We start from the raw sequence: 25,495 nt of genomic DNA, 5'->3' as shown, positions 1-25,495 counted from the left end.
ATAAGTTGGAGTAATTCGGCGGTTTTCGGTTTTGTCCTGCCAATATCAACTCAGGAGATTGACATGACGAGCAAACCGAAACTGACCACCGCGTTTGGCGCGCCAGTGCCCGACAACCAAAACACTCTGACGGCGGGGCCGCGTGGTCCTGCGCTGCTTCAGGATGTTTGGTTTCTCGAGAAGATGGCTCATTTTGATCGCGAAGTGATCCCCGAACGCCGGATGCATGCCAAAGGGTCCGGCGCTTACGGTACATTCACAGTGACCCACGACATCACCCGCTATACACGCGCCAAATTGTTCTCTGATGTTGGCAAGAAGACGGATCTCTTCCTGCGCTTCTCGACCGTTGCAGGAGAACGCGGCGCAGCGGATGCGGAACGGGACATCCGAGGCTTTGCGGTAAAGTTCTACACTGAAGAGGGCAATTGGGATCTGGTTGGGAACAATACCCCTGTGTTTTTCCTTCACGATCCGCTGAAGTTTCCCGATCTTAATCATGCCGTCAAACGTGATCCGCGAACGAACATGCGCAGTGCGGACAACAATTGGGACTTCTGGACTAGCCTTCCCGAAGCTTTGCTTCAGGTGACGATTGTCATGTCTGATAGGGGGCTTCCTGCAACCTACCGACACATGCACGGCTTTGGCAGCCACACATTCAGCTTTATCAACTCGGATAACGAACGTTTCTGGGTCAAGTTCCATTTCAAAACCCAGCAAGGGATCAAAAACCTCACTGATGAGGAAGCCGCGCAGATCATCTCTGGTGACCGTGAAAGCCATCAGCGTGATCTTTTCGACGCTATCGAAGACGGTGATTTTCCCAAATGGACGCTCTATGTCCAAGTCATGCCAGAGAAGGATGCGGGTACGTATCACCTCAACCCATTTGATTTGACCAAGGTCTGGCCGCATGAGGACTATCCGCTGATTGAGGTTGGCGAACTGGAATTGAACCGGAACCCCGAGAACTACTTTGCCGAGGTGGAACAGGCTGCCTTCGCGCCGTCTACAATCGTGCCTGGTATCAGCTTTTCGCCGGACAAGATGCTGCAGGGACGTCTGTTTTCCTATGGCGACACTCAGCGATATCGGTTGGGTGTCAACCATTCCCAGATCCCGGTGAATGCGCCTCGTTGCCCGTATCATTCCTACCATCGTGATGGCGCGATGAGGGTCGACGGCAATGCCGGATCTCGGATTGGCTATGAACCCAACATGCATGGCGAATGGTCCGAGCAACCGGATTTCTCTGAACCACCTTTGTCCATCGAAGGTGCTGCGGATCATTGGAACCACCGCGAGGATGATGACTATTTCTCGCAACCCGGTGATTTGTTCCGCCTGATGACGCCGGAGCAACAAAAAGTGTTGTTCAAAAACACTGCCCGCGCGATTGGAGCTGCAAGGAAGGAAATCCAGATCCGCCACATATCGAACTGTCTCAAGGCAGATCCCGCATATGGTGCCGGCGTCGCAAAGGCTCTTGGTTTGAGCATCGCGGGTGAACCCGCTGAGTGAAATCAATTGGCAAGTTCCCGACCTTCGGGAACTTGCGCGATACCGATTGGCGTTCATGGATGAACGACGCAACGCGGTTTTGGGTTTCCTGTCGCCGTGGTTGGCAAAACCGGGTTCTGGCGACCGGGAATGGCGATTTGTCTTTCCGTGTTCGGGCACCATGGCCCGTTCACACATTGCAGCAACCTGCTGTGTCTTCACTTTGACCGACAGTGATGGGACCGCTTTTGGTCGACACGGCCCCCTGTGTCAGAAGGCCGCCAATCTCTGATCCCAATTGCAGTTCAGAAACCTGGCCAAGGTGATGCGCAACGATCCGCCCCGTCTGATCCAACAGGACAAGGCTTGGTGTTCCGCGCATGCCAAAGCGAGACATCGTGTTCGGCAATGGTCCTGCGCCCTGTTTGTCCACGCCAACAGGGAAGGTGATGCGATATTCATGTAAGAAAGCCTTCAGAGATACCGGTGTCATGGCACTGTGATGCTCGAAAACAGTGTGCAGGCCAATCACGGCTACCTTTTCTTCAGGAAACGTCCTCTGAATCGACTGCGCCAAAGGAATGCCATGCAGGACGCATCCTGGGCACAACATTTGAAATGCCTCAATGACGACGACCCGTCCTTTTAAGCCGCCTAAAGTCAGGGGTGTGTCTGTGTTGAACCATTCCGATACGTCTAGTTCTGGTGTTTGCATATTCTCGTCCTCTTTAGCAGGCAGCCGCCTTGGGATCGGCGGCTGCACGGTCGAATTTCAGTGAAGTTTGCCCGGCAGGCTCAGGTCGCCAGATGCGACGTCGAAAACATCTGTGACGCACAGCAAGGGCGCATGGATATTCGCGTTAACCCTCAAAGCTGATGTAACGCCGTCGTAAGCGACACCATCCAGTTCAACGTCGCTGGCGAAGCCCGCATTCACCGTAATTTCGGGCCCGTCGAACAGCGGTGTAAACCCTGGGCTGTCCAGAAAGATCGGGAACCCAGGCCATGTCGCAGGTAGCTTGGGTGTGGAACCTTCGGGGATGTCCCGTACGGCAAGCGCGTCGGGTCCGCACGCTTCGGTCGGGGTCAACACAACCCAGTGGCTGTGCCATTCGATGCCGTCATTGGCCGGATCTCCGTCGCCGTTCTCGTCAAAAAGCGGTGTGTCGTCAAAATCTGGATGACTGGTTGCGGCCATTGCAAGGATGCCTGTGCCGCCTTCGAACCCAACGGCCGAAGGGTCCAAAGAAGTAGGCCAGACATATGACCAGACGTCAGATCCACCGACCTCTCCGGTTGCCACCGGAACCGAGGCGCCAGCCACTCCATTCGTTGTCATGTGAAAAGTGACGGTGTTTCCATTGCGGTGCGCGTGCGCGGCCAGAATGTCAAAGTCCGAGACTTTACTGGCGTCTGCCGAAGATATGATCGCGCCATCCTGATGAATGGCATGGTTCTCATCAGCAAAAGCCGTGCTGCCGATGAACAAGGCCAGAGTGGAAGTGAGCGTTGAAAGTTTCATAGGTGCCTCCAAATAAAAGATAGCGAGTCGCTACTATAATGAGAAATACATTGCAACTATAATTTCGAGTCGCTACTAAAAGTGTTATGAAAACAGATCGTCGCATACGCACACTGATCAACCGTCTGGCCCGGATTGATGCTTCCGAAGGATGGGCGGGAGATTTGAACCCGACACAGAGAATGGCGCTTGAGTACCTCGCTGAGGCGAACCTGTTCTCGCGCTCGCCGTCGCATGTTGCAGAATACATCGGTACAACCCGTGGAACGATGTCACAGACGCTCAAAGCTTTGGCGCGCAAAGGCTATGTAGAAGAGCATCGCAAAGAACATGATCAACGGTCGATTTCCTACGAACTCACAAAGGAAGGGGGCGAGATCGTACGTCAGCCAAATCCTGTTGCTCAGGCAATTGGAGATATGCCCTTAGAAAACCAAGCCATGCTTGAGCAGGGGCTGATGCAAAGCCTCAGTCTGGCTTTGGCCGCAAATGGAGGCCGATCGTTCGGCCAATGCAAATCCTGCGCCCATCACGATGTCACGACGGAATACGGTTTTTGCAAATTGTTGGGTGTTTCATTGGAGCCCGGCGAAAAAGACAAGATCTGCATTGAGCACGAGGAAGCTAGATGAACCATCCAGAACTGTCGGCAAACATCGACGGCATTTTCCTTGGAGCCATCAGAGATCGCTGGGAAGGTAAACCACCGTCTGCCATTCAGAAAGGCCGGGTGGACGGGCGGCAAGCCATTACCTCGCTTGGATTTTCCGGGGACGCTCAGGCGGACCTGACCGTGCATGGTGGTGAAGACAAAGCCATCCATCATTATGATTTTGATCACTATTCGGCTTGGCATGCAGAGGACCTAATGGCACCCGGCACAATGCCGGCGGCGTTTGGCGAGAACATTTCTACGACAGGATTGACCGAGGAAAACCTCTGCATCGGCGACATCCTGTCACTCGGGACGGCGGTAGTTCAAATTAGCCAGGGGCGGCAGCCGTGCTGGAAACTTGGGCTACATACGGGGCGCAAGGAAATGCCTTACCAGTTTCAGAAGACGGGCCGCACCGGATGGTACTATCGTGTACTCGAACCTGGCGAAGTTGGCGCCGGTGATCGGATCACCTTGGCTGAAAGGCCAAATCCGAATTGGTCTGTATTGGCTGTTACACGCGCACGGCTGACTCGTCGCATATCGCCAGAAGATGCCGAGGTTTTGTCTCAGATGAAAGAACTTGCTGAAGGTTGGCGACAAGCTTTTGGCAGAATGGCTGAGGGCAATGCCAAGGAGGATACATCGGCAAGGCTTGGAGGCTCAGGATAAGACATCCAACGCGCGTTCAGTCGTGACGTAGTTTCCTCGAGCTTAGTAACCTTCTCAACTCCATGATGGTCAAATCCGCGTTTGTCAGTCGCTGGGTGGAGCAGGCAAGAAATGAGACATCAACTTCAGCATTGATGAATTGCCATTAATCACCTTGGGCCAGAAATGCTTGACGTTTGGGTCAAAATTGAATGACGTGATTGACCTGTTTATTGAGGTTTTGGCCGTCAATTGAGTCAAATATCAGTGACGTTCCACATATCCTGTTGAACGTCACACGAACCTGACCCAACCGTCACAGTTGGACCAAAAACGGGGTGAACGTTCGACATCGTAAGGCACCCCCGATGTTGGATATCAGTTGATTTTGACCTTTACGTCATCAACTAACACGCCGCCCGCATTTCATACTCTCGCAGACAGTTTAGTTTGATCTGACTTCCCTTTCGGAAATCAGGGCTGATTTGTAGACCAGACGGCGAAGCCGCCTGTTACTTCGTTGATCACTCGCGCCCTGGAGAGCGGCGTTGCCGACCTTGACCCCTAGGTGCCCGTCAATTGTCTGAGTGAAATGACCGAATGTCGGCTGCGAGCCCATTCCTGCCGTTAGCCTCTCTTCTAAGTTCATACATTCAGGCGATACGCTGCTTTGGAACCTGGCCACCACTCAACCAGAGATCGCTTCACATAAAACCGCTTCAGCAATGTTCTCAGTTCGTTATGATCTGGCCAATCACGCCAAGGTTGCGGTAAAGTGCCATTCGAGTTTCCATTCGGCGACGACGACAATGCGCAACAAACCCGCCTTTTGCTGCGACCTCACCAATGGCTGCTCTCTGCTCTTAGCTCTCCCGATATTCGACGAAGCTGTCGCCGTTCAAAATGAGTTTCCTTCCTGGCAAGGAGTCAAAAAACTCTGTTAATCTAGCGCGCGCCTCGACGTTCCGATCCTTTGAATGCCGGGAACCCATTGAAGTGCTGAATCTTTTTTGGACACCGTACTCCTCCATGATCTCTTCGTGGAAAGGCCCCAAATCATCACGAATCCACCAGTCCTCCCAAAGGTCCTGCGTGCCTTTGGCTGCAATCTCGGCGAGGCGTTTCAACGTTTCGGCGTCAAGGTCAGTATAAATTTTATACTCGATTGCCATCACTGCCTCCCAATTGTTCCGTCAGGGCGAATGATAATCACATCGCCAAGCCCTTCAATGGGCCAGTTTTCAAACTGTTGTCCAAGGGCGTTTTCATCTACATCGCTATCTTGCAGACCGATGACAACGTTTTCAGTCTGTCCCTTGTCGATTGTTTCTTTAACCGTATCCCAAATATTTCGGGCGCTGTCCGTTGACGGTGCGTAGCGATCGTAAATCTCTCCGTTGATCAAATAATCGGGACGTTTTGGCCCGTCGACCGCCGGGTTCTGAATGATGTCAAAGCCATTTTGCCCCAAATCTGGGCAGATTCATTTTCTCGCCGATGCCCGCGTTGTGCCGACTCATCTGAATTGGGATTGATTGCTGTCGGGTCACCTGGCCTGACTGCAACGATGTTCGGCCCTGTTTCCGCGGGGATCGGAGTCGAGATGATGTTGTCGGCCGGATCATCAGGGATCAGCGATCCGGTGTGATTAGGCAGACCAAGCTCTTCAATCGGGTACGTTTCGAGCCATTGTTCGATCCGTTCCAGAGTGAAGCCCGGCAGTTGCCCCAAGCGGCGTTCATCTTCCGTCAGTTCGGGGAATACCTCGATCCAGCCTTGTGCCAATTCGCCGTCCTGAAGCCTTAATTCACCTTGTGTAAATGCTTCACCAGCGGCTTCAATAAAATCCTGCAAATCGTGCTGCTTGGCGGGGTCGCCGCCAACGCCTGTTTCCAGAATGGTGCCGGGATTCATCAACTCGTAAATCGCTGCGGCCTCTGCGCCGATACGCGCAAAATCGGGGTTCTTGGGAAGGACTGGATAACCGCCGCTACTGATTCCTTCCTGCACGAGGGCATATGCGGTTGCGGCCAGACGGCCTTCGACAGTAGTCACATCGACCCCAAGTCGCGCGCCCGCCGCGTCGACACGCTGATCACGCATAGCTTCCGTCCAGTCTTGCAACGCGTCAGATGCAAGAAGCGCCACGCCAATTCCAGTCAGAGCTCGCAAGCCGCGTATCGCATCAGTTGGGTCGAGAGCAGGGACACCATTGGCCGCGGGTGCAAAATCAGCGAGCACCACATTGCTCTGTACTCCCGGCAAAACAGGTTCGGCATAGCACCGACAATTGTGCGCCTCGCCCGGATGACCGCCTTCTGGGGGATTGTCCCATCGGTAAACACGGTCATCATATGCAGCGTGGTTGTCACGTACCTTGGCATCATCTTGCGAGCGCCAGATATATTGCTCAATCCCGAGGTTTTCCTGCCGGAGCTGATTGATTAGTCCTGCAAATGCCCGTACGAGACGTTCCTCCATTGCTGTTCGCAATGGCCGAAATCGCTGCGGATGATTTTGGTATTCGTTGAAAATATTCTTTAAGTGCGCATCCCACGAGCCAAATGCCTCTGCCTTTGCGTCTGATACATCCCTCAGATCGGATGCGGACACAGTTGGTACTGTGTCAGGCGGTGTAAGGGCGTTCAGAAGCATCCGAGTGTTTTCGGAAATCACCTGGTCGAGACGTTCGTTCAAATCGGCGCGTAAAGCAGAGTAGTTTGGGAAATTCGATTTGAGCGATAGCCCCGCGCGGCGACCAACGATGCTGCCGTCGCACCGTGCGAGCACATATTGGCCGTCGCCGCCATGTCTGAGGAAATCGCTGAAACTGTGTTGCATGGAGCCTCCGAGCAGGTGCGGTACAGATTCTATTCACCAATGGTGAAGAAAACCTAAGATCACCGTTCGCAACGCTCTTGAGGAAAGCAACTCTCCGCGCCCGCGTCATGAAACAGACATTCTGCGATCTGCAGCATCCGTCGCTTCGGGGCTGTTTTCAGGCTTTCTCTGCGCTTGAGACCAAAGACAGCTATCGGGCCGCTCTGATCAGATGGAAGATTTTTGAGTCGCAAAAGGTAAAACTGGTGCGCCAGAGAAATTCCAGTTGATTCAAAATCAAAGACTTAGCGACGAGGTAGTGGCAAAACTATGTGTCGTCCCACACGTGTGTCCGCTGCGCCTCTTAAAAGCGGCTGACGTAGTTGCAGGCGTGGCTTCGTCATCAGTCTTTTCATCCGCAACAGGTACTTGAACAACGACCAAGTGCACCGTAATAATTCCGCCGGGGAACAGGTTGCGTCGGCGGTTCTTTGTGTACAATGACAGCTTCTGCCTCAAGAAGGTGTCGATGGTCTCCAACTATTTGATTTGGCGTATTGTTTTGAGGGATTTTTCATCCCCCGGAGGGTAATTTCAGCCGTTTTTCTGAGGGTGGGACGTAGAGGATTTAGAGACCTTTATTTATGCTTTGCAGCCATGTAGAGAGCGGCAGCGCACGTGCTTTGCGTATACTTGGCATCAGGGACCTTAAGCTCGATATGAAGCAAACTCCGATACACGACGCGGCGGGTCTATCCCATCGTTCCCCGATAAATGACACGTCGGAGGAAAACACGTTCGACCTTGGAGATTTGGCCGGAATATTTTGGCGCGAAAAATGGATCATTGCCCTGTGTACCACAGCTGCAATTCTATTCGGGATGTATTACGCGTTTGTGGCCTCAGTTCCATTGTATCGGTCCACCGCCGTCGTCATTTTGGAAACCGAACAGGCCAGTGTAGTTGATCTGCAAAGCGTGGTGGGCGGTCTGGCCGGAGACACGGTTGAGGTCAATTCAGAGCTCCAAGTTCTTCAGTCTCGCGGGCTGATGGGCAAGGTCGTAGACAAGCTGGACCTGGTCTCGGACCCCGAGTTCAATATCGCGCTTCAACCTGTATCCGCTCTGGGCGGCGTCAAGCAGTTTGTCAAATCCTTGCTCGGGCTAGGGAGCGAACGCGAACAGGTGCCCGAGGATATAGCCGGGCAGCAAACTCGGGACGGTGTGATTTCGGCCTTGCTCCGGAAGGCATCGGTGAGCAACGTGCGGCAAAGTTTGGTCTTTACGGTTACGGTTGAGACCGAAGAGCCGCGCAAATCAGCCTTGATTGCCGACACTATTGTCGAGCTTTACGTGCTGAACCAGATCGAAGTGAAGTTCGAAGCCACCGAACAGGCTACCGCGTGGCTGACCATGCGCGTGGCTGAGTTGCAAGTAGAATTGGAAACTGCCGAAGCGCAGTTCAACGATTTCAATGCAACAACGGCGTTAATCTCTCCCGAGGCGCTTCAACTACAGGAAGTTCAGCTTAAGGATCTGCGCGAACGCCGCGTGTCGGCTGAAGCAACTCGCGACTCTGCCTTGGCGCGATACGAAGCACTAGAAGCTGCTGATAGCCGCGCGGCCCAGGTCGAAGCCAGTCAGGACCCGCAGCTAAAACGGGTTTTTTCGCAGATCAACGCATCAAGCACGGGTGAAGCCGCCTTTGATACCGCCTTTGAGCGCCTGCTCGTGCGTTCCGAACTTGAGGCGAGGCGCGCGACCCAGCAAGTTCAGGCTTTGACGCAATCAACCCAAGAGCTGGGCGAACGTATAGCGCTGCAGAATGCAGACTTGATCATGCTGCAGCAACTGGGGCGCGAAGCAGAAGCGGTCCGTTTGCTGTACGAATATTTTCTGGCACGTCTGAAAGAGACGGCGGCGCAGGAAGGAATCCAGAAAGCGGACAGTCGGCAACTTTCACGCGCCGTAGTCCCCAGCGATCCGTCGGAACCGAAAAAGTCATTGATTCTCGCTCTTTCTGCGATCATGGGCGTTGTGGTGGGTGCAGCTATCGTTGTGCTTAACGAGACAAGGCACAAAGGTTATCGCACTGCGAACGAGTTGGAGCGCAGGACCGGGTACAGTGTTTTGGGCCAAATACCGGTTTTTCCCGTTCGCGGCCGGCGCAAGGTTCTGGAATATCTTGTCAACAAGCCCTCTTCCGCCGGAGCTGAGGCAGTGCGCAACTTGCGGACTTCGCTGATGTTGTCCAATGTTGACCGCCCACCGCAGATTGTAGTTATGACATCCTCGTTGCCGGAAGAAGGTAAGACGACGAATTCGATGGCATTGGCGCAGAACTTTGTCGGCATTGGCAAGAAGGTGCTGTTGGTTGAAGGTGACATCCGCCGTCTGACGATGACGGCGCAGTTGCAGGGGGTGCCGAAGAAGGGGATCGTTTCGGTTCTGGCTGGCGATATAAAAGCGCAAGAGGCGATCTTTAATGACCCCCTTTTGGGTTGCGATGTTTTGGCTGGCGAGAAGACTGCGGCGAATGCGGCGGATCTAATTGCTTCGGATCGGTTCCGGCTCTTTCTGGAAGAGATGCGCAAGATATACGATATCATTTTGATCGACACGCCGCCGACGCTGTTGGTGTCTGACGCTCGCCTGATTGCGCGCAATGCGGATGCAGTGTTGTTGACGGTCAAGTGGAACGCCACCTCCGAGCAGGATGTCACCGAGGCCATGCGACTGTTCCACACTGACAACCAGCGCCTGACCGGTCTTGTTTTGGGTCAGATCAACGCTCGCAATGCCAAACACTACGGTTATTCATACGGCAGCTATGCCAACAAATACTACAGCAACTAAAGGCGAACATCGGAGCAATAAGACTGCATGTCGGTGGGGCGCCCTGTTTGTTCCGTTTCGGTTGGAGTATTTTGCCCAGCACAATGCCATGTTGATCGACCGCGCGCCAAAGCCAGTACTTACGACCAGAGGTTCTCACAACACATTCATCGAGATGCCAAACAATCCCCCGGACGTCTAAATGGTGAAGACAGCTTAATCGCGCGTTCTACAGATGGAAATGCGCCCGGCAAGATTGGGATGAACCAGCATCAACGCAATCACTTCGACTTGCAAAAAGCAGCAAAGCGATTCTTGGACATCGCTAACCACCGCCACTCTGTGGAACTTCAATTAGATCTGACCAAAAATGCGGAATTTGGATCCCAACCCATGCGCCGAGCCATTTCCCACTGAGTCAGCGTTTGCAACTATTTAGGCGCCAATAGGTAAAAACTTTCGCTATAATTGAAAGAATCGAAACATTATGTTATGAACGATTTGCGGCGATCAGTGCTGTTTTGCCCTTAATTCCTTAGTGCCGCGCGAATTAATCTACATCCAATTGGTGCTTGCATGGACGTTTATGACGTTACACTGCGCCAAGACATCGATCCACCTTTTGGTGCCTTTAGCCTGCCGCATTGGGCGCAGGGCCAAGAAGTGCGCGCTCGGGACATTTCGAAGGACCGAAACTGGGCGCGGTTGTCGTTTGGCGTTCGAATTGGAAGACCGCTTCCGGCGGCACATCGTTGTGTCCCGGATGACCCGGCTTCGGATGCGATTGATGCGACAAAGGATGAACGCGCTGCTTCCCTTCACCGGCAAATTAGGATCGGTGGGTCGGACCCAAACGCGGTTGCGGATGCCATAAAAACGCTCTCGTCAAAGGGCTTGATTACTGAAATACGCCCAGTTCGGGCGCAGGTCTTCCAGCGTTCCCCGTCAAAGGACCCAGCTGCGGCGGTAACCGGAAAACCCGGCAGTTGGGCGCTTGAAGCCATTGATGCCGATGTCGCACTGGCAAAGATGCCCGGTGATCCGGATATCCGTGTCGCCGTGCTCGACAGTGGTATTTCACGCGACCATAAGGAGTTTCGCGGCAAGGTCAGCGGTGGCTACGACTTTGTCACGCTTGGGGCAGAGGACTGGTCGCATCCCGGAATGGGTACCCTGATTGGCGATATCCGGCACCGCGATTCAAACTGGGATGACGATGGTGGCCATGGCAGCCATGTGGCAGGCTCCATTGGCGCATTGGGCCTTGATATGCCGGTGGGAGCCGCCGGGCTATGTTCGCTTATGGCTTACCGCGTGTTGGGCACCGCGATTGAGAACGGCTCGAAAGTCGGGGTCGGAACACCCGGCGATATAGATGCAGCTGTGAAGGAAGCGACTGACAGGGGGGCACATGTCATCAACCTGTCGCTTGGGTTGGGTGCCTCATCCGGGTTGGCCCCGCATGCCCGGGTGATCCGATACGCGCGGATGCGCAATGTCGTGACAGTCGCGGCGTCTGGCAATCACGGTACCAACAGCCCGGTGTATCCCGGTGCGGTTCCTGGGGTGATCACGGTTGGTGCAATCGATCCGTTTGGGCGCGTGACGGCTTTTTCCGGCTGGGGTCCGCATCTGGATATCACGGCACCGGGCTCGTCGATCTACTCTGCCGATCTGGACAACGGATACCGGTTCCGCGACGGAACTTCACATGCAGCGCCTTTCGTCAGCGCCACGGCCGCCCTGATTATTTCTCTCGGGCGTGCTCGGCGCGTCACCTTCAAGGAAAGCACAATCCGGAGGTTGATCCGTGACAGCGCACGGACCGAGGGTCGCCCCACCGATCCGCGGCGGGGGGCAGGTGTCCTCAACATGGCACGGGCACTCGAGGCAGCCGGGAACCTGATTGATAACCATCGACGGGACCGTGAGGCCCCCGAACCGCCCTGGCCGTTCGGCTTTGGGCCAAGAGAAATTGCCGCAAGTAACATGCGCTCTTAACTGGGTGAAAGGATTTACATATGGCCTACAGACCTTCCCATATCAGAAAGCAAATGGCGGCAAACCAACGGAAAAAAGAAGTCGACAAAGTCGAGGCCACCATCCTGTCTGACGTAGCGCAGATCAAGAAAGATCTTGATGACAATGAATATGGTACGCCGGTGCGCGTCCGCGTCCTGATCATGGACGATGTCGCAGACGGCACGCTGCGGCGCAAGGTGATGACAGCCGCGCGCGAGGGGGTCAGATTTGAAAACGCGCAAGGATTTCTGATCGAAGAACCAAATATCGTGGCAAGCATTGCGTTTGAATTGATGGAGGGTAAAACCTACGCGGAATTGATGAAGGAACCTGACGCCGCCATGGCCAAACGCGCGGCCGGCATCTTCAAACGGGACCGCGAATACTATTTCAAGGACATTATCGCTGATACGCTCGAAGCGCGAGGTATTCGCGCCGAGGCCAAAACGATTGATCAGGTGTTTAACACACTCGAGGCGTCCGGCGTCGGTCCGGGCGATGCTGGTTTCAAAGGCGAGGTACTGGATGCGCTTGGGCGCGAGAACGACTATGTCCCAACTGATCTGACCAAGCCTGTTACACCAGGCGAAGTGAAGAAAATGGTCGCCAATGTTGTCTCTCTGAAAGCGGGCCGGGCCGAAGAGATCGCAGATGAGCTAATCGCTGCGGGGATCAACAACCCGCTGGTGATTCAGAACCGCGCAATTCAGGCGGCGTTGCCATCCACCACGTATCACAGGTTCTTGACGATCACGAAAAACGCGATCTCGGCAAATGGCGGTGCATCCTTTCTGGCAAGCTACGGGTTCGATGAACTTGCCGGTGCAGCCGTGTATTCGGTACTGGCCTCAGAGGCCAAACCAGCTGAGGTCGATCGTGAAACGCTGCGGGCGGGCGTTGAAGAGTTCTTTCGTCAACATCAGGCCGATCTGTACAAGGATCAGATCGCTGTGGTTTTCGCCGCGCGCTACATCGAGGCTGATACCAACCGGATCAACGCCGCGTACATGTTACTGACCGAGCGGAATGTGCCGCTCAACGATCCGGATTTCGCAGAAAAGCTGGTTGAAAGTCTACCTGAGCTGCGAATGTACGAAAGCTATGAACCTCTGTTCTCAACCCTTCGCGACGACGGGTTGTCCGCGCCGGTCGAAGATTTTGGCGGGCCTTTGCCTCCGGGGCTGAAGCGCTCGGCGATTTCGTTGCTGAGCGACCTGAACGTTGACCCGAACGCACCCGATAACGACTGGGCGCGGGCGGCATTGTCCATTGCCGGGGCCGGGGGTGGCTTTGGCGGTGGCGGCATCTCTTTCGGGGGGTTGATCGGCGGGCTGGCATCACCGCCCGGATTGCCACCTATCCGTATGCGAAGGTTCGAGGATGAATTCACAGCCGGAATCGACGCCGATCGTATCCGTACCATGGCCAAAGCCTATTACATCTATCAGTTCGACCGCCTTGGCATCATCGACATGGTCGAGGAACTGGTCGCGCGGCAACACAGCTTTGCCTACGACCTTGGCAATTCACCCGCAAATGCGTTGCTGTCGCATTACCGGCAGGTCTATCGCATCGTTTATCCGGCAGCTGAAGACCGGCGGCGCACCTTCTCGATGGTCTTCGAGGAAGGTTCGCGCGGAGAAGCAGCCCGCAACCTGCTGGGCGCAATTGGCGAGGCGGGGATCGATCTGCAACGTGTCAACAACGCCGGTGCCTACTTCAGCGAGGACAGCAATCGCGGGTATTCCTACGCTAAGTTCCGCTTTATGCGGGCTGGTTTGAATCTGCAGCGCTTCCTGTCCGATGTAGGCGGCTATCACATGCCCGACCTTGTTGAGCGGTGCTGGCACCAGATGCATTTCTGCTTCTCGATTCTCGAGCGGCCCGAAGTGCAGCAGTATTGGGGTGGCCGTTTCAACTCTGGTCTTTGGGCTGTGGTTGAAGGCCTTCTCAACGAAGCCATCGGAGATGACCGCGAGGATCGCCGGATGGTTTATGGCACTCAGCTGACCGACCGCGGCCGCACTCTGGCGGTGTACGGGTTCGATCTGTTTGCCTGGCTGGCGGATAACGCGTCGACGTTGCAGACCGCGCCCGACGCGGAAATCGAACGTGGCCTTGAAATCCTGCAGAACTGGCTGGCGGCCTTCCGACGACCGGACACCGTAGGCGATTGGATCGACGACGACGACTTCTATGACGGGCGCGAAGAGGCTCCGATGGATGTCGGAGACGAATATGCCGCCGAGGCCGAAGAAGCGGCCTTGCAAGACGCTGACATGCTTTAAGCGCGAAAGGACATAGTCATGATGACCGAGGCTCGAACGGGCGACGCCAATCAAGCGGTTGTGGATCGTGTGCGTGCGGACCTGAAGCGCTACTTGTCAGAGAACACGACGTTCCTGTCCATGTCACGCGACAAACAGGTTGAGATGTATCGCGAGATGCTCAGCAGCGGTGTGGCGCTGGCCCAGAAAAAGGTGAAGGGGCAGGGCGGACCCGCGCGGGCTTTTGCGGCAGGCGATGATCTGGACCCAACCGGCATCAGAGATGTCCCCGGTTTAGCCGCTGAATTTATGGGGGAAATTGACTTTGTCGGCTTCGTTTCGGATTTGATCACCGGAACCTACGATTCAATCGTGGATTCCACGATCAAGCAGTCGCAAAGCATGGTTGACATGTTCAAACAACTCAGCAAACCGCTAGGGGCGATTGCACGCGACGATATTTCGTCTCTGGATGCGCAGGCGGAAATGGCAACCTCGGATCCCCTGCGGTTCACGATGGGGCCGGAAGGGGACCTGACGGATTCCAATTCGGGCATGGCGGTCGATACATCCAACGATGAAATTCAGAAGCTGATGTTCGAGGCCCGCTTGAAACTGGCCAAGGAACGCCGCTTGCAGCTACGCGAGGTGATGTTGCAGATCAACAACCGTCTTGTCGTCACCGAAGGCGTCATCCGGGCTGGTCTGGTCTTTAACGTTCGCTCGACCGAAGTGGGGCAAGCCAAAGAAAAATCGACTGACATCCAGCAGAAAGGCGGCCAGGGCGGCGGCAGCTTCTTCGGTTTGTTTGGGGGCGGCGGTTCCAAAAAATCGACCAAGATCACTGTCTCCTCGCGAGAACTGGTCACCAATACCGAACTGAACGCGCAGATTACGGGTTTTGTCGAGGTCAAGTTCAAGAGCGACTACTTCAAGCTCGACAATTTCGCGGACCTTTTCGGTGACGAAAGCACCAAGGCTTTGATCGCCGAGAAACAGGGTGCACAGCAGGACGCAGCGGGCCAACCGGCCTGAGGGAGCGTGAGACATGGACATGCAGAGAACCGGCAACAAGGCAGGCGCACCGCGTCCGTTTGTTCCACATCACGGCGCCGGGGACGACCCGTTTGCCGATCTGGCAAAGGCGCTACCAGCCAGGCCCGTCGTATCGGGTCAGTCATCGGCAATCTCGCAGAAGATCAGTGCCTTTGCGGCTGAAACCGGCAATGGGGTCTGGCCCAACCTGCCACGCGCCGACATTGCCGCCCGCCTTGCGGTCCTACAGGGCAAACCGCACAATATTCGCCAATACCGACTGAACGTTTGTGGCCCGGCCGCGGTCATGCACTTGTTTGCGACCCGCAATTTCGAGGGTTTTGTCGACCTTGTGACTGGCCTTTACAATACCGGGTCCGGAGCCTTTGGCAGCCTGAAGGTAAAATCCGATGGTTTGGAACCGCTGGAGCCGCTAAAATTCAAGGCCGATCCGTTTCCGCCCAGCCTGTTGCTGGATTGGATGGTGCTGGCCTGCCTACGCCGAACCAGCAACGACGATTTCGATGGCACGCCGGAAGAGGCATGGGACGCGATCTCGTGGCCGTCGGATATGGTTGCCTGGTTGAAATCCGGCATCGGCTTCAGTTCGGTGGATGATCAGACCACGACGACATTTATTCTCAATGAAAGCGTTGATCATCTCAAGAAACTCAAGGTTACGGCGGACGATCAGCCGGTCCTGTTCATCAATGTCAGCCTGCTGCTGGAAAAAGAAGGCAAGAAGGGCAAGCAGTCCGCGAAAAAGCTGTCCCAGTCTTATGTTCCATCGCAAGGGATTCTGGGCAAAATCGGAGCCAAAGGCGCAAGCCTTGTGGCCGATCACTGGGTGCCTTTGCTGGCGCCCGTTACCGACGACACCAAACCCGTCAAAGTCTGGAGTTGGGGTGCGAACAAAGAGTTTCCACCCGCAAGCGATCCGATCTGGAAAGAGGCTTACTTCGGCGCGGTGGTCGCGAAAGCATGACGCAACGCCCGCATATCGCGCTTCGGCTGAAACGTGGGGCTGCGCCCCGTTTTGACCCGGATGCCGATATCGAAAGCGGGCTTGAACGGCGCTGGGGCGTGGACGTCAGCGTGGACAGCAGATTGGAGGGCGAGATGTCACGATATGGGGGCGATTTTGAGGCGATGCTCGCGGATCTTGGCCCAACGTCAGCCAGCAGGGCAGGCGCCTTGAGCACCCGCACCGGAGGACAGCGCGTCGTGCGCCGCAAACGAAAGCCGCAACCCGAATTGGCTGGCGGAATGGCTTTAATGGTTGCCCGGATGCACGAGGTCTGCAAACGCGATCCCCGGATTCCGGGGGCACCGTCCGCACAGACACTGACGCGCGTTTTGTCCCATTGTCTGGATCAGGCGCAGGGACGTTCGGGCGCGTCATTGGCGGCCGAGCTTAACGGTCGGATCAAAGGCGGCGGCACGCCAATCGGAGGTGCGAGCGCGCTTGAAGCGTCGATCAACCGCGCGGCGGCGGCCATGGCACAGCCGGGATCGACCGCGCGCGCGCAGGCATTTCCGCTTCTTGCGGCCCTGTTGCCAATGGTCAAAGGCCTTTTGCCGACGCTCATTCCGATGCTTGCACCTATGCTGGGCAATCTACTGGGCGGGCTGGCTGGCGGCAAAAGCGTCGCCAGCACCGCATCGGCGCGGCAATTGGGCCGAACCGGCGGCATTGATGTCAGTTATGGCCTGGCAGCGGACGGGACTTATAGCTCGGAACTTGCGCTGGATTCGATCGTGAAGGTCATCATGGATCTGATACCGCAACTGGCGCCTGTCTTTGCCAAGATGATTTCGGACGCTGCGCCTGGGGTCACAGGTCAAATCGTAAAAGGTCTTGTGCCCAAGCAGCAGCCCCAGCCACAGGTTATTTTGCAGCCCGTTCCGGTGGCCGCCCCGGCACCCGGCGCGGCGGCTGCGCCAGCAGCACCTGTTGCAGGGCCTGCCCCGGGTGGTGCGCCGTTGCTGGCGCAGGGTATGGATGCTTCTGCGCTTGCCGGTTTGTTGGGTGGGGCGGGCGGCAAGATCGACCCCGCGATGATCACCGGGTTGCTCAAGAATATTAAGCCCGAGCATATTACCGGCCTAATACAGGGGGTTGCCGGAAACGCCGGTGGCATCAATCAACTGTTGGGCGGGCCAGGTCATGAACTGGTCAAATCCGTGGTCGAGCGGCTGCCCATCGAAAAAATGTTCGACGGCAAAGCCTGGATACCGCAGATCAATCACGATCAGTTCGTATCGACCCTGCCGTGGGAACGGGTGCTGTCGCTGAGCGACGCCGAAGGGACCGTAGGTCAGCTATTTGTTCCGGGCCGCAAGATGATCAAGGCGGACCGGCGCATCAAACTGGCATTGCCCAAGCAAACCATGACAGATCTTGGTGACGGCAATTCAAGCTGGATGTTTGCGGCGGATCGTCCGGCGAAAATACCTGTCTCAGTCACAGCAGGCCCCGAGCGTCTGGACAACCCGTTTCTGGATATTCGCGTATCCTGCGACGGCACCCCGAAAACCGGCCTGAAACGATGTGTCTTCCGCCTTGCACCATTGGAAGCAGGGGCCAGCGCGTCCTCGACAATTGAAATCGAACCAGAAGTTCTGACCGCAGCTTCCCGGCATTCGGGTAAGATCTGTGTCTCCGTGCGGCTGGTGCAGAAGAACGGAAAAGGCACCGAGGCCAGTTTTGTTGGCAATGAAATCCGCCTGTGTGCCCATACAAGCGCGCCACACCGGCTGTTTCTGATTGGGGCAGCACCAGCGCGGATGTCTAACACGTTTGATGACATACCAGCGCTGAAAAGACACATACCGATGGACGCACGCGCCAACGCCACTCATGTCAGCTATGGCATGCGCTTTGTGGCATCAGGCGCGGTTGCTGGTCTGGCCCGTCATACACCACTCACAGGAACGCCGGGCGGCGCAGGGGACCACTTGTCAGGCGCACTGGAGATAACGCCTTCGGGGTTTGCCGATCTTGCGCGCCGTCTGTCGCCCGATACGGTCACGGTGGATGTCTTGGCTGCAATCGATGCGGCGATGTCCATGGACCCGGCATTGCGGATGCAGCTTGGCGCTGAAGCGGTTGAACGTTTGCCAGCGGGCAACCAGCCGCTGATGGTCGAAACAGTGCTGCAGGCAGCACCGGCCTATCTGGTTTCCTTCGATGATGTCGATGAAAACGGCAACCCGGCGCGTCGGACAGTACGAAAAATCGATGTGCCGATTCCAGCCGGGATCAGGATCAATGACTAAACTGCCGCGCCTGTCCGACACGCTGGCAGCCATGCTGGAAGATGCGGACCCCGGCGCGCCGGGGCTCAGCCTGGAAGAAGTACGGCTGCGGTTGCCGATGGAGCTTTCGGCGCGACGCGATAAAGGTGCGCTGCAGTTGAACAGCGCGCCGACGGATCAACATTATCGCACCAGCTTCATGCCGGTGCTGCACCAGTTCAGGGTCAATATCCGCTATTCGGATGCGCCCCCACAGAAGGAGGGCCCCGGCGATTGAATGGCGACCGCTCATCCTGGGACCTTCGGGAATTCGTCGAAAGCCTCGCCGACGAACTGGAGAGGGTGCATCAGGTCGCGCGCGTGAAGGCGATGCAGCGCAAGCGGCTTTATACGGTCGAGGATATGGGGCTGTCGCTCAATGTATTTGCCGAATACGACGGCGATCGCGTCCGGTTTCGCACTGCCAAACCGGGGGAAGAGGGCGCCTCGAAGATGGATCTCAAACTGGGGTCGATCACCGACAAGATTGTGGCCGAGACGACCACCGACGAGGCGCTTGCCCCCAGAACCCCGATCGAAGGAGTCGAGAAGGCCGCCATCAAACCGGACGAAGCGAAGCGGCTGAAACGGTATGGCGTGGATTCGAAGGAGGACGTGAACCGGCTGGCACGCAGAGGTGTTCGGGTAGACGGTGTGGATTTTGTGGATCTTGCACGCCGGATGGAACAGGCAAGCGCACCGCGCCGCCGTCCTCGGCCCGAACGTGTGGTTCGGTTTCGCAAGGGCCTTGGCCTCAGCCTTGCGGTGTTTGGGGCCGATCTGGACGAGGTCGATCTGGAAAGCGTCAGGCTGGACGGGCGGTTGGCCCGGGCAAAGTCCACTGGACGCATGATGACTGTGGAAAATGTGCCCGACGGGGTGCGCGAGTTGGAATTCAGGACGCTCGGGCACGAGCGGCTGCGGCTGAAACTGACCTGAATGGGAGGGACCTGAGATGACACGTTACACAAACGGATTGTTTGGCAGAACTCATGGGCCGGACCCGTTGGAGGCGTTCGACTCGCTTTACAAGAGAGAGAAAACCGACCGTCTCATGGGACGCTATGGGACCCGGCGTCCTGCTTTGGAAATGCCCGAACCTCGGGCGGAAAACGCTGTTCTGGCCGCAGAGCAAAGCGCGCCTGCTCCTACAGCACGCGTCTTTCTGAAGGAACGCGTGATCAAAAGCTGGGATAGTGATCTACCAGTCCCCGAACCGTTGAAAGAGGTGCCGCCGGAACCGCCTCAACAGGCAGAGCCATCAGCAGAGGTTCCTGAGGCAGCAATACCGGCCGAACCCGTTGCTCCCGAAGCAGCGCCGCCCGCTGATGAAGAAATCCCACTCGTCGAAGCAGGTAGCTTCTCGGTTCAGGACGTTGGTACGATGCCCGATGATGCAGACCTGACGGACGATGTCGATCACATCGTTGAACCGCGGCGCCCGGCCAGCGAGGATGCAATGCGTGACGCGGCGGTCGACGACTTTCTGTCCATGATCGACAAGTATTACAAACCCGCGCCGCCGCCCAAACAGGACGACGTGATCGAGGGTGAAGTTGTCGATCCGGTGGACGTGGTAGCGGACGTCGTCGAAATGAGTGACAAGGAAACGAAAAAAGAAATTCTGCCGGACATCACGCCGATCTCATTGCCAGCCGTCGTATCGGACGTGGCGATTCAAGAGGGCATTTCGCGCAGCACCGACACCATTGCTGCCATAGGTCTTGGGCTTGCGGTCTTCCAGGAATTCAAGGCCGAATTCACCAAGGGCGATGTCTCGGTCTCAGCCACTCCGTCGCGATACATCCACCCCAATACGCAGCCGGACAGCAAGTTCCATGAAGTCGTAACCGATTTCATCTTCCACGCTTATCACCCGCGTGTCGGAATTTCCGATCAGAAGTTCAAGATCCGGATTCGAACCGAAATCGACGGCCACGATATCCGTCACGCAAAGATAGGCCTTGTCGCGTCCGAGTCCGATGACCTGATTGCGTCTTCGTTCAGCGTGAATTTCACGGCCACGGCGCTAAGTCTTCCAAAAGAAGCCATGTGCAAAATCAGATATGATTTCTCGGGCAACTGGGATCCGAAAGGCACGGGGGACTACGACTTTAACGGTATGATCGACTTGTGGGCTGACGGTTCGGTTCATATCGAGCAGATGGTGTCCGAATTCGACAGTCCGACATTCAGCAGCAAGAAAATCAAGGCCGTCCGCATCGTGTCGCTAAAGCAGGTGTCGGTCAAGAAACTGCCCGGCAAGATCCGGTCTACGCGCAATCACACAATTCTCTTTGAAAAGCCAAAGCAATCGACCCTGTCGGACGATCAGGCGCGCGCCCTGAAGACATTTGTCGACGGAATACCAAAGGGCGATATCTCGCTGGTGCAGGCAGGGCGGGTGCCAATTGTTGTCGATGGGTTTGCGTCAACCAAGGGGTCGGTTTCTGACAACCAGCAACTTGCCCGCGACCGAAGAGACACCGTGGTTAGTTTCCTGAATGATCATATCGGATCGGGAGCTGTCTTCACCGGAAAATCGCACGGCGAACTCGATGCGGAAGGGCCTGACGACGAGGAATCCGCCGAACATCGCAAGGTGACAGTGCGCATATTCATGTTCAAGGATGAATGAGTTTTGGTGCAATATTCGGAACGCGCCAAGTCGTTTTGGCGATCACTATTACCAGGGCTGTTGCATTAATCGTCGCCTTTACGGATTTTTGTATTTGTGAGGTTTCTCATGCCGCGTTGATCGCCATTCAAACACCACCGCTTCCCGCGCGACATCATTCTCTGCGCGGTTCGTTGGTATCTGCGGTATCCGCTTTCGTACCAAGATTTTGTCGATTTGCCCTCCGAGCGCGGCGTCGAAGTTGATCGCTCGACCGTGTTCTGCTGGGCCCAGAAGTTTAACCCGGAACTGACCAAACGAACCGAGAAGCACTTACGCCGCGCCAGTGTAGACTGGCATGTGGACGACGCCTACGCATATCGACGTGTCATCCGCGAAATCAACCACCGATACGATCCGCATTTCGACAGCATCAGGCATATTGTTCGACAGTGGCGGAACAATTTGGTCGAAAGTGACCATGCAGCGATGCCAATGGCGACGACATCCCGGATCTATTTACGGCGAGCGGCGGGCAGGTCCATGTCAATAACGGCAATGGGGACGGAACATTCCAACCGTTTGAGAGTGGGTTTGTAAACTATGGCTTCGGCCTGATTGAGATTGCCGACATCAATGGTGATGGCAGTTTGGACCTGCTAACCACGCAGCGATTCTGGGTCAGGGTGCATTTCTCCAAGCCCTCGGCAACAAGCAAGTTTGTTTCGGGCCTAGGCGAGTTCTCGACTCAAGAGGGCCTTGATAACGGCACCTGGCAGCGGCGCGACAAAGTTGTCAACACCGTTCTTTTTGACGCAAGTGGACAGCAAACGGCGATCTTAGGCCCGCAGGGCAACCGCAATGAATACGCCTATGACACCGATGGGCGCCTGGCGACCATCACCGACCAGGCCGACGGTATCACGAGCTTCACCTATGAGGTACAGGGCGTCTGGTGTCGACAAACAACGAGAATGGCAATGTCACCAGTTACAGCTATGACGGTATGGGAAATTCGAAGGGGCCACCTTGCCCGATGGTTCCAGCGTTGCAAACCAGGTGGCTCGTCTCTGTGCTTGATAGATGAGTTGGGAGGCGCTGCAACCAGTCCTCTGGTCTTTGTTAAGCCCGAAGATCGGGTCACGACGGTCACCGACTGCAGGGGTCAAACCACCGAGTTAATTGTCAACCAGTTCGGCTCTGTAATTCAGACAACCGATCCTCTGGGCCGCGTCACAAAAATCGAGCGGGATGATCAGAATCTCGCCGTCCGGGTCGAGCGGTCCAACGATACGGCGCCCTGTGGCGTGCGCGTGGCCACCACCACCACCGATGGCACCGTCGGGCCGCAGCCGCAGGTCACTCTGACCTACAGATACGACCTGCTCGACCGCCGCACGGGGATGGAGGACAGCCTTGACGGGGGCACATCCTATGTCTGGGATGCCCCGAGGATCGACTGACCGATCTGACCTCGTCCTGGAGCAGCACCTACAATTTCGGCTATGACGATGAAGGCCGCCGAACCGCGTTGACCTCAACCAGCGGCCGGGCGACCACCTATGGCTATACCAATGGCTTGCTCTAGGCACTGACCCGTGCGCAGTCCGGGGTGACGCTGACCGATCTGGAATACACTTACGACCCCGTCGGCCAGCTGACTGCGATCCTCGACCGCCTCGACCCGGCGCAGTGGAAACTCATCTCCTATGATGACCTCTACCGTCTGGTACAGGTCCGCCAGGGCATCCCGCCCATCGACGGCGGCGTGCCGGTGCCGATCAAGGATTAACAGTATGATCGGGAGGGCAACCGCACCGCGTCCACCGGCTCCTATGGGTACAAGAGTAATGCACATAACCATCTGCTTGCGCGTTATCGCGATCAGCTCGGTACATTCAATGATGATACCAAGGGCACGGCGGCGGTAGCGGCGGGCACTTTGCCGGCTGCCTCTAATGTCACCGGCATTCCGCTAAAGGACGCTACCATCGCGTTTCTTGGAGCGGGATCAGCGGCGGTGGGTATCGCTGAGCAACTGGTTCAACTCATGGTCCGTCAAGGACTACCCGAGACCGAGGCACGCGCGCGCATCTACATGGTGGACCGGAATGGGTTGTTAGCCGATGCGATGACAGACCTTCTGCCGTTCCAAACGCAAATTGTTCAACCTCTCACCAAAGTGGGGAGTTGGTCCGATGGCAAAATTTCACTGCTGAATGTGATTAATCAGGCCAAGCCCAACATTTTAATTGGTGTCAGCGGTCAGGCAGGTTTGTTCTCTAAAGGGATCATTCGGGCGATGGCGGCTCACACAGATCATCCTGTCGTATTGCCGCTATCGAACCCGACATCGCGAATTGAGGCCGTACCTGCGGATATTATCCGGTGGTCAGATGGTCATGCATTGGTTGCCACCGGAAGCCCGTTTGATCCTGTTGTCTACAACGGCAAGACGTATCATGTCGCGCAGTGCAACAACTCCTACATTTTCCCAGGTATGGGGTTGGGCGTGCTGGCGGCAGGCGCGCGCCGCGTCACGGACGGAATGTTCATGGCCGCCGCCGAGGCGCTCGCCACCTTGTCACCTGCGAAGTCCGATCGCACAGCCAGCTTGTTGCCCGATGTGGGGGACATTCGTGAGGTCAGCAAAGCTATCGCATTTGCCGTTGGTCAACAGGCGCAGTTGGATGGGGTTGCGCCTAAATCCACGGGGGATGATTTGAAAGCGGCGATAGATGCGAAGTTCTGGACCCCGCATTATGAGGAGATTGCCTAAAGCAGGTCAGGTTGGAGTGACCGGAAGGTCTCACATTGCGCATTCAGAACCCACCGCGTCCAAATAGGGAATGAATCAGTATGGTTCTGAATACGACGGCTACGCCGCCTCACGCCTGAGCGGCTTTTGCATCGCAGCACAAAGGGCACCCACCAGCAGGACCGCAGAGGCCACGACGAGGCTATCTCCTATTTCTCCGGTTAAGTCGCCGATGATACCAGCCCCGATTGGACCCAATGTCTGTGAAATGGCGAAAACAACTGTGAAAAAGCTTATGGTTGCACCCCAATCCTGCTGATCCACGTTCTGACGGACAAAGCTGGTGACCGCAGTGGGTGGCATAAAGACCGACAGTCCGAACACCAGTGCCGACAAAATCAATCCATATCCGGATGGAACCAGGATTGGCAGGGCTGATCCAAATGCAACCCCGGTAAGGATTAGCGCCAACGGTGTTCCGGATGGAAAGCGGGCCAAGACCCCGCGCCAAACAAAAGGAGACGCCATAATACTGACGCCAAGAACCATCCATGTTGCGGTGGTCAACAGGACGCTGGAGTGCTGCTCTTTCATCCAGACCGAGATAAAAGTGACGTACACAATGTAACCCAATCCAAACAGCGCATACCCGCCGAGTTCGCCAAGCATTCTGCGCACCGGTGGGATGGAAGGCAGTGCGGCGTCATGCTCGGTTTGGTTCAATTTTGTGGAAGCCCAAACCGAAAATGGGCAAATGACCAGGGCTGCCAACCCGACCCCGATCCACGCCCAGTCCCAATATTGTGGTCCGAATACGTCCAACATACTCGGAAGGATCGCGCCACATAATGCGATACCAAATCCACCGCCACCGCCAAAGTATAAGGCAATGGCCAACGCATTCTTTCGGGCGCTGGTCTGGAACAGCGATGCTGCCAGTACGCCGCCGGACACAAAGGAAAGTGCACCAAACAACCCAACCAAAGTACGACAAGCAGTTTGAAACACGAGGCTCTCATCAAACCCGGTCGCCAAAAGGCACAATGCGGTCGCCACAGTTCCGCTTGCAAATAATCGCGACGGAGAAAAATGCCGGATCAGTAAAAGCGTTAGAATCGAACCCACTATGTAGCCAATCGAATTGGCCGTATTGAGCCACCCGGATTGAGTGAGGCTCCAGCCAAGGCTACTTTTCATTGATGGCAGGATTAGTCCGTATGCAAAGCGACCAAAAGCGTTGGATATGCTGACACCAAGCGCAAGGCCCAGCAATATGAGCCACGGGTTGGTAGGTTTTGCGGCGGCCATGAACATCCTTCCAGGTTGAACCACACCGTGCCTCAAGGCACCTGACCGTGCAATCCCAACTGTTCGGGCGGACGCTTTTGGTAGGGCTTGCGCAGTTCAAGACTGCCTATTTACAACAAGTTGCGGTTCGACTTCCAATGCCACTTTCTGCGCTAAAGGAATGAGATCCTCAGTTCCGTTGCCCGTCGTCGCTGTTTCTTACCTCA

The 25,495-nt window shown here is 56.0% G+C and carries 21 protein-coding genes and 3 pseudogenes; 17 read left to right on the top strand and 7 right to left on the bottom strand.

The window, feature by feature from the left end; genetic code table 11:
- The first annotated feature begins 63 nt into the window (after positions 1-63).
- Positions 64-1,524, top strand: a complete 1,461-nt coding sequence (locus AC2FIS_RS20255) for a catalase (RefSeq protein ID WP_496775111.1) — start codon at positions 64-66, stop codon at positions 1,522-1,524.
- Between the two features lie 169 nt (positions 1,525-1,693).
- On the opposite strand, the gene AC2FIS_RS20250 is transcribed toward AC2FIS_RS20255, so the two are convergent.
- Complete coding sequence (locus tag AC2FIS_RS20250; RefSeq protein WP_496775110.1) at positions 1,694-2,218, bottom strand: redoxin family protein; 525 nt, start codon at positions 2,216-2,218, stop codon at positions 1,694-1,696.
- A 57-nt stretch (positions 2,219-2,275) separates the two neighbouring features.
- Complete coding sequence (locus AC2FIS_RS20245; protein ID WP_496775109.1) at positions 2,276-3,025, bottom strand: hypothetical protein; 750 nt, start codon at positions 3,023-3,025, stop codon at positions 2,276-2,278.
- Positions 3,026-3,111: 86 nt separating this feature from the next.
- Here AC2FIS_RS20245 and AC2FIS_RS20240 point away from each other — a divergent pair, with 86 nt between their 5' ends.
- Both AC2FIS_RS20240 and AC2FIS_RS20235 read left to right on the top strand, forming a co-directional pair.
- Positions 3,112-3,657 carry a MarR family winged helix-turn-helix transcriptional regulator gene (locus AC2FIS_RS20240; RefSeq protein WP_496775108.1) on the top strand — a complete coding sequence of 182 codons (546 nt, stop codon included), beginning with the start codon at positions 3,112-3,114 and terminating at the stop codon, positions 3,655-3,657.
- Complete coding sequence (locus AC2FIS_RS20235; RefSeq protein WP_496775107.1) at positions 3,654-4,352, top strand: MOSC domain-containing protein; 699 nt, start codon at positions 3,654-3,656, stop codon at positions 4,350-4,352. The genes AC2FIS_RS20240 and AC2FIS_RS20235 overlap by 4 nt, the downstream gene beginning before the upstream one ends.
- Before the next feature lie 842 nt (positions 4,353-5,194).
- On the opposite strand, the gene AC2FIS_RS20230 is transcribed toward AC2FIS_RS20235, so the two are convergent.
- The 3 genes from AC2FIS_RS20230 to AC2FIS_RS20220 are packed head-to-tail and all read right to left on the bottom strand — an operon-like array spanning position 5,195 to position 7,172.
- Positions 5,195-5,503: a CDI system immunity component gene (locus AC2FIS_RS20230; protein ID WP_496775106.1), complete on the bottom strand. Its 309-nt coding sequence runs from the start codon at positions 5,501-5,503 to the stop codon at positions 5,195-5,197.
- A complete protein-coding gene (locus AC2FIS_RS20225; protein ID WP_496775105.1) occupies positions 5,503-5,736 on the bottom strand; it encodes a CdiA C-terminal domain-containing protein in 234 nt (77 codons plus the stop codon). Before AC2FIS_RS20225 ends, AC2FIS_RS20230 begins: the two co-directional genes overlap by 1 nt.
- Positions 5,733-7,172 carry a phage minor head protein gene (locus AC2FIS_RS20220; RefSeq protein ID WP_496775104.1) on the bottom strand — a complete coding sequence of 480 codons (1,440 nt, stop codon included), beginning with the start codon at positions 7,170-7,172 and terminating at the stop codon, positions 5,733-5,735. Before AC2FIS_RS20220 ends, AC2FIS_RS20225 begins: the two co-directional genes overlap by 4 nt.
- Before the next feature lie 107 nt (positions 7,173-7,279).
- On the opposite strand from AC2FIS_RS20220, the gene AC2FIS_RS20215 reads away from it, so the two are divergent.
- Positions 7,280-7,441, top strand: a complete 162-nt coding sequence (locus AC2FIS_RS20215) for a hypothetical protein (RefSeq protein WP_496775103.1) — start codon at positions 7,280-7,282, stop codon at positions 7,439-7,441.
- A 429-nt stretch (positions 7,442-7,870) separates the two neighbouring features.
- Positions 7,871-10,006: a polysaccharide biosynthesis tyrosine autokinase gene (locus AC2FIS_RS20210; RefSeq protein ID WP_496775102.1), complete on the top strand. Its 2,136-nt coding sequence runs from the start codon at positions 7,871-7,873 to the stop codon at positions 10,004-10,006.
- A gap of 37 nt (positions 10,007-10,043) precedes the next feature.
- Here AC2FIS_RS20210 and AC2FIS_RS20205 read toward each other — a convergent pair.
- A pseudogene (locus AC2FIS_RS20205) lies at positions 10,044-10,166 on the bottom strand (DDE-type integrase/transposase/recombinase); the annotation flags it as partial.
- Between the two features lie 395 nt (positions 10,167-10,561).
- Here AC2FIS_RS20205 and AC2FIS_RS20200 point away from each other — a divergent pair.
- From AC2FIS_RS20200 to maeA, 12 genes and pseudogenes are all read left to right on the top strand, one after another.
- The gene (locus tag AC2FIS_RS20200; RefSeq protein ID WP_496775101.1) at positions 10,562-11,986 is read left to right on the top strand and encodes a S8 family peptidase; all 1,425 of its coding nucleotides are present in this window, start codon (positions 10,562-10,564) and stop codon (positions 11,984-11,986) included.
- A gap of 20 nt (positions 11,987-12,006) precedes the next feature.
- On the top strand, positions 12,007-14,295 hold the full coding sequence (locus AC2FIS_RS20195) for a hypothetical protein (protein ID WP_496775100.1): 2,289 nt from the start codon (positions 12,007-12,009) through the stop codon (positions 14,293-14,295).
- A gap of 21 nt (positions 14,296-14,316) precedes the next feature.
- On the top strand, positions 14,317-15,309 hold the full coding sequence (locus AC2FIS_RS20190) for a hypothetical protein (protein ID WP_147235146.1): 993 nt from the start codon (positions 14,317-14,319) through the stop codon (positions 15,307-15,309).
- Between the two features lie 13 nt (positions 15,310-15,322).
- A complete protein-coding gene (locus AC2FIS_RS20185) occupies positions 15,323-16,294 on the top strand; it encodes a hypothetical protein (protein WP_496775099.1) in 972 nt (323 codons plus the stop codon).
- The gene (locus AC2FIS_RS20180) at positions 16,291-18,588 is read left to right on the top strand and encodes a hypothetical protein (RefSeq protein ID WP_496775098.1); all 2,298 of its coding nucleotides are present in this window, start codon (positions 16,291-16,293) and stop codon (positions 18,586-18,588) included. Before AC2FIS_RS20185 ends, AC2FIS_RS20180 begins: the two co-directional genes overlap by 4 nt.
- A complete protein-coding gene (locus AC2FIS_RS20175; RefSeq protein WP_496775097.1) occupies positions 18,581-18,844 on the top strand; it encodes a hypothetical protein in 264 nt (87 codons plus the stop codon). Before AC2FIS_RS20180 ends, AC2FIS_RS20175 begins: the two co-directional genes overlap by 8 nt.
- A complete protein-coding gene (locus AC2FIS_RS20170; RefSeq protein ID WP_113788668.1) occupies positions 18,841-19,545 on the top strand; it encodes a hypothetical protein in 705 nt (234 codons plus the stop codon). Before AC2FIS_RS20175 ends, AC2FIS_RS20170 begins: the two co-directional genes overlap by 4 nt.
- 16 nt (positions 19,546-19,561) lie before the next feature.
- A complete protein-coding gene (locus tag AC2FIS_RS20165; protein WP_496775096.1) occupies positions 19,562-21,244 on the top strand; it encodes an OmpA family protein in 1,683 nt (560 codons plus the stop codon).
- Positions 21,245-21,397: 153 nt separating this feature from the next.
- Positions 21,398-21,817, top strand: a pseudogene (locus AC2FIS_RS20160) (transposase family protein); the annotation flags it as partial.
- Entirely contained in the window at positions 21,730-22,686 is a 957-nt protein-coding gene (locus tag AC2FIS_RS20155; RefSeq protein ID WP_496775162.1) for an FG-GAP-like repeat-containing protein, read from the top strand. The pseudogene AC2FIS_RS20160 and the gene AC2FIS_RS20155, both read left to right, overlap by 88 nt.
- Positions 22,687-22,835: 149 nt before the next feature.
- A complete protein-coding gene (locus AC2FIS_RS20150; protein WP_496775095.1) occupies positions 22,836-23,015 on the top strand; it encodes a hypothetical protein in 180 nt (59 codons plus the stop codon).
- A 66-nt stretch (positions 23,016-23,081) separates the two neighbouring features.
- Positions 23,082-24,002, top strand: a pseudogene (gene maeA / locus AC2FIS_RS20145) (oxaloacetate-decarboxylating malate dehydrogenase); the annotation flags it as partial.
- Positions 24,003-24,101: 99 nt separating this feature from the next.
- Here the strand turns inward: maeA and AC2FIS_RS20140 are convergent.
- Entirely contained in the window at positions 24,102-25,289 is a 1,188-nt protein-coding gene (locus AC2FIS_RS20140; RefSeq protein WP_282121441.1) for a YbfB/YjiJ family MFS transporter, read from the bottom strand.
- Positions 25,290-25,495: the final 206 nt, after the last annotated feature.

This window comes from Ruegeria sp. CDSB113 (assembly GCF_059611045.1).
The sequence above is the reverse complement of the archived record's forward strand: the minus strand, read 5'-3'. Positions and strand labels throughout refer to the sequence as shown.

Bases quoted from the DNA above. Each gene is read 5' to 3' on its own strand.
- AC2FIS_RS20255 (WP_496775111.1), top strand. From the start codon at position 64: ATGACGAGCAAACCGAAACTGACCACCGCGTTTGGCGCGCCAGTGCCC.
- AC2FIS_RS20250 (WP_496775110.1), bottom strand. From the start codon at position 2,218: ATGCAAACACCAGAACTAGACGTATCGGAATGGTTCAACACAGACACA.
- AC2FIS_RS20245 (WP_496775109.1), bottom strand. From the start codon at position 3,025: ATGAAACTTTCAACGCTCACTTCCACTCTGGCCTTGTTCATCGGCAGC.
- AC2FIS_RS20240 (WP_496775108.1), top strand. From the start codon at position 3,112: ATGAAAACAGATCGTCGCATACGCACACTGATCAACCGTCTGGCCCGG.
- AC2FIS_RS20235 (WP_496775107.1), top strand. From the start codon at position 3,654: ATGAACCATCCAGAACTGTCGGCAAACATCGACGGCATTTTCCTTGGA.
- AC2FIS_RS20230 (WP_496775106.1), bottom strand. From the start codon at position 5,503: ATGGCAATCGAGTATAAAATTTATACTGACCTTGACGCCGAAACGTTG.
- AC2FIS_RS20220 (WP_496775104.1), bottom strand. From the start codon at position 7,172: ATGCAACACAGTTTCAGCGATTTCCTCAGACATGGCGGCGACGGCCAA.
- AC2FIS_RS20215 (WP_496775103.1), top strand. From the start codon at position 7,280: ATGAAACAGACATTCTGCGATCTGCAGCATCCGTCGCTTCGGGGCTGT.
- AC2FIS_RS20210 (WP_496775102.1), top strand. From the start codon at position 7,871: ATGAAGCAAACTCCGATACACGACGCGGCGGGTCTATCCCATCGTTCC.
- AC2FIS_RS20200 (WP_496775101.1), top strand. From the start codon at position 10,562: ATGGACGTTTATGACGTTACACTGCGCCAAGACATCGATCCACCTTTT.
- AC2FIS_RS20195 (WP_496775100.1), top strand. From the start codon at position 12,007: ATGGCCTACAGACCTTCCCATATCAGAAAGCAAATGGCGGCAAACCAA.
- AC2FIS_RS20190 (WP_147235146.1), top strand. From the start codon at position 14,317: ATGACCGAGGCTCGAACGGGCGACGCCAATCAAGCGGTTGTGGATCGT.
- AC2FIS_RS20185 (WP_496775099.1), top strand. From the start codon at position 15,323: ATGGACATGCAGAGAACCGGCAACAAGGCAGGCGCACCGCGTCCGTTT.
- AC2FIS_RS20180 (WP_496775098.1), top strand. From the start codon at position 16,291: ATGACGCAACGCCCGCATATCGCGCTTCGGCTGAAACGTGGGGCTGCG.
- AC2FIS_RS20175 (WP_496775097.1), top strand. From the start codon at position 18,581: ATGACTAAACTGCCGCGCCTGTCCGACACGCTGGCAGCCATGCTGGAA.
- AC2FIS_RS20165 (WP_496775096.1), top strand. From the start codon at position 19,562: ATGACACGTTACACAAACGGATTGTTTGGCAGAACTCATGGGCCGGAC.
- AC2FIS_RS20140 (WP_282121441.1), bottom strand. From the start codon at position 25,289: ATGGCCGCCGCAAAACCTACCAACCCGTGGCTCATATTGCTGGGCCTT.